The sequence below is a fragment of the Arthrobacter sp. Y3223164 genome (genome assembly GCF_059091005.1).
Map to the genome: position 1 here is coordinate 1 of NZ_JBNHGF010000301.1, position 3,342 is coordinate 3,342.

Here is a 3,342-nt window from a genome sequence, read left to right on the forward strand (position 1 = left end):
CTCGCGCAGTGCGGCGGCGGCCCGGGGCCTCTGGGCGGTGATTTCGACGATGACGGCGGCGGCCCCTGCCGCTGCCAGTTCGGCGAGGTAGCGGGTGGCTTCGGCGGCGGAGTCCTCGAACGCCAGGCCGGTGGTCAGGACCAGCTCGCCGCCCTCCAGGAGGCCGGCAAGGCTCCGCAACTCGGCCACGTGGACCCAGCGGACGGGCGAGGCCAAGGCGTCGGCGCCCGAGAGGACCTCGGGTTCGCCGGCCCGCACCACCTCGAGGTCGAGTACGTCCCGCACGCTCAGCTGCATTGACACAGTGTAAGCCCCAACGCGTATCTTCCGACAGAGTGTCAGTGGCACGGGCGGACGGGGCACCCGAGGATAGGGGAAGACCCATCGCACGTGTCCCCGTTCACTTCCTGGCCGGGGGCCAAGTGCGGGCAACAACTCGAAACAAGGAGAACCATGCAGACCATCCAGCACTGGATCCAGGGGACCTACACGGCCCCGCAGCCCGACAGCCGACTCGGCGACGTGAGCAACCCGGCCACCGGCAAAGTCTCCGCCCGCGTCGCCCTCGCCAGCACCGCCGTCGTCGATCAAGCGGTGCAGGCGGCGGCGGCAGCGTTCCCGGCCTGGCGCGACACGTCGCTGGCCCGCCGCATGCAGATCCTGTTCAACTTCCGCGAGCTGCTGAACGCGCGCAAGGGCGAACTGGCCGCCATCATCACCGCCGAACACGGCAAGGTGCTGGACGACGCGCTCGGCGAGGTGTCGCGCGGGCAGGAGGTTGTGGAATTCGCCTGCGGCATCCCGCACCTGCTGAAGGGCGGCTACACGGAGAACGCCTCCACCAAAGTGGACGTGCACTCGATCCGGCAGCCGGTGGGGCCGGCGGCGATCATCTCCCCCTTCAACTTCCCCGCGATGGTACCCATGTGGTTCTTCCCGGTGGCGATCGCCAGCGGCAACACCGTGGTTTTGAAGCCCAGCGAAAAGGACCCCACGGCCGCCAACTGGATGGCCGAGCTGTGGAAGGAAGCCGGGCTGCCCGACGGCGTCTTCAACGTGGTGCACGGCGACAAGGAAGCCGTGGACGCCCTGCTGGAGCACCCTGAGATCAAGTCCGTTTCCTTCGTCGGATCGACGCCGATCGCCCGCTACGTGTATGAGCGCGGCACGGCCTCCGGCAAGCGGGTGCAGGCGCTGGGCGGGGCCAAGAACCACATGCTCGTGCTCCCCGATGCCGACCTGGACCTTGCCGCGGATGCCGCGGTGAACGCCGGCTACGGCGCGGCCGGCGAGCGCTGCATGGCGATCTCCGCGGTGGTGGCAGTGGAATCCGTCGCGGACGAACTGGTGGCCAAGATCGCCGAGCGGACCGCAAAGCTGCGCGTGGGCGACGGCCTGCGCGGCACGGACATGGGCCCCCTGATCACGGCGGCTCACCGGGACAAGGTGGCCGGCTACATCACGGCAGGCGTTGAAGCAGGCGCCGAACTGGTGTTGGACGGGCGCAGCGTGGAGCCGGATGCGGAGGGCGACGGCTTCTTCCTGGCCCCGACGCTGTTCGACCGGGTGACACCGGAGATGTCCATCTACACGGATGAGATCTTCGGACCGGTCCTGTCGGTGGTGCGGGTGCCGGGCTACGACGAAGGGCTGGCGCTGATCAACGGGAATCAGTACGGCAACGGCACGGCGATTTTCACCAACGACGGCGGTGCCGCCCGCCGCTTCGAGAACGAGGTGCAGGTGGGTATGGTGGGGATCAATGTGCCGATCCCGGTGCCCATGGCGTACTACTCGTTCGGCGGCTGGAAGAACTCGCTGTTCGGTGACAGCCATGCGCATGGTTCCGAGGGCGTGCACTTCTTCACCCGCGGCAAGGTTGTGACCTCGCGCTGGCTGGATCCGAGCCACGGCGGCATCAACCTCGGCTTCCCGCAGAACATCTAGGAGGAGAGAGCCATGACCACCACCACAGGCACACCGTTGAGCCCGGCGGAACTGGAAGCCGGCCGCCGCGCCTATCAGCTGGACCGGCAGCATGTGTTCCATTCCTGGTCCGCCCAGGAACAGATCACGCCCATGGTTGTCACCCGGGCGGAGGGGTCCTGGGTCTGGGACGGCGAGGGCAACCGGCTGCTGGACTTCTCCTCGCAGCTGGTCAACACCAATATCGGCCACCAGCATCCCAAGGTGGTCGCGGCCATCCAGGAGCAGGCCGGGCTGCTGTGCACCGTGGCACCCCAGCATGCAAACGCCGCCCGGTCCGAGGCCGCGCGCCTGATCGCCGAGCTGACCCCCGGGGACCTGAACCGGGTCTTCTTCACGAACGGCGGCGCGGACGCCGTGGAGCACGCGGTCCGGATGGCCCGGCTCCACACCGGCCGCTACAAGGTGCTTTCCGCCTACCGCTCCTACCACGGCGGGACGGCGCTGGCGGTCAACATCACCGGCGACCCGCGGCGGGTGGCGAACGACTACGGCAACGCCGGCACGGTCCACTTCCACGCACCCTTCCTGTACCGCAGCCAGTTCCACTCCGCGGACGAGGCGCAGGAATGCCAGCGCGCGCTGGAACATCTGGAAACCACGATCCAGCTGGAGGGCGCCGACCGCTTTGCCGCGATCATTTTGGAGTCCATTCCGGGAACGGCGGGGATCATGGTGCCCCCGCCCGGCTACCTCCAGGGTGTCCGCGAGCTGGCGACCAAATACGGGATCGTGTTCATCGCCGACGAGGTGATGGCCGGGTTCGGCCGTGCCGGCAAGTGGTTCGCCATCGACCACGCCGGCGTGGTGCCGGACCTGCTCACCTTCGCCAAGGGCGTGAACTCCGGCTACGTGCCGCTGGGCGGCGTGGCGATCTCCGAGGAGATCTACGCGACCTTCGCCCACCGCGCGTACCCCGGCGGGTTGACCTATTCCGGGCACCCGCTGGCCTGCGCCGCGGCGGTGGCCACGATCAACGCGATGCGGGACGAGAAGATGGTCGAGCATGCAGCGGACCTGGGCACCACGGTGTTCGGCCCGGGGCTTGCCGAGCTGGCGGCCAAGCACCCGTCGGTCGGCGAGGTCCGCGGCGTCGGGGCCTTCTGGGCGGTGGAACTGGTGCGCGACCGGGCCACGCGCGAGCCGCTGGCGCCGTACGGTTCCTCCAGCCCGGAGATGAACGAGCTGATCGCGGCCTGCAAGTCCCGTGGGCTGCTGCCGTTCGCCAACTTCAACCGGATCCATGTGGTGCCGCCGCTGAACATCAGTGCGGAGGATGCGCGCACCGGCCTGGCCGTCCTGGACGAGGTGCTGGAGCTGGCGGACACGCACGCGGCGGGCTGAGCGGGCGCGGCG

The 3,342-nt window shown here is 68.9% G+C and carries 3 protein-coding genes; 2 read left to right on the plus strand and 1 reads right to left on the minus strand.

All coding sequences use genetic code 11. The features are described 5' to 3' along the window. Window positions 1-297, minus strand: a 297-nt coding sequence (locus tag AC5RUJ_RS12940) for a PucR family transcriptional regulator ligand-binding domain-containing protein (protein WP_494155965.1), incomplete at its 3' end; no start/stop codon positions are given. A 156-nt stretch (window positions 298-453) separates the two neighbouring features. On the opposite strand from AC5RUJ_RS12940, the gene AC5RUJ_RS12945 reads away from it, so the two are divergent. Both AC5RUJ_RS12945 and AC5RUJ_RS12950 read left to right on the plus strand, forming a co-directional pair. Beyond that, window positions 454-1,947, plus strand: coding sequence for a CoA-acylating methylmalonate-semialdehyde dehydrogenase (locus tag AC5RUJ_RS12945; protein WP_494000751.1), 1,494 nt, complete (start codon window positions 454-456; stop codon window positions 1,945-1,947). A 12-nt stretch (window positions 1,948-1,959) separates the two neighbouring features. Continuing rightward, entirely contained in the window at window positions 1,960-3,330 is a 1,371-nt protein-coding gene (locus tag AC5RUJ_RS12950; protein ID WP_494000752.1) for an aspartate aminotransferase family protein, read from the plus strand. Window positions 3,331-3,342 lie beyond the last annotated feature (12 nt).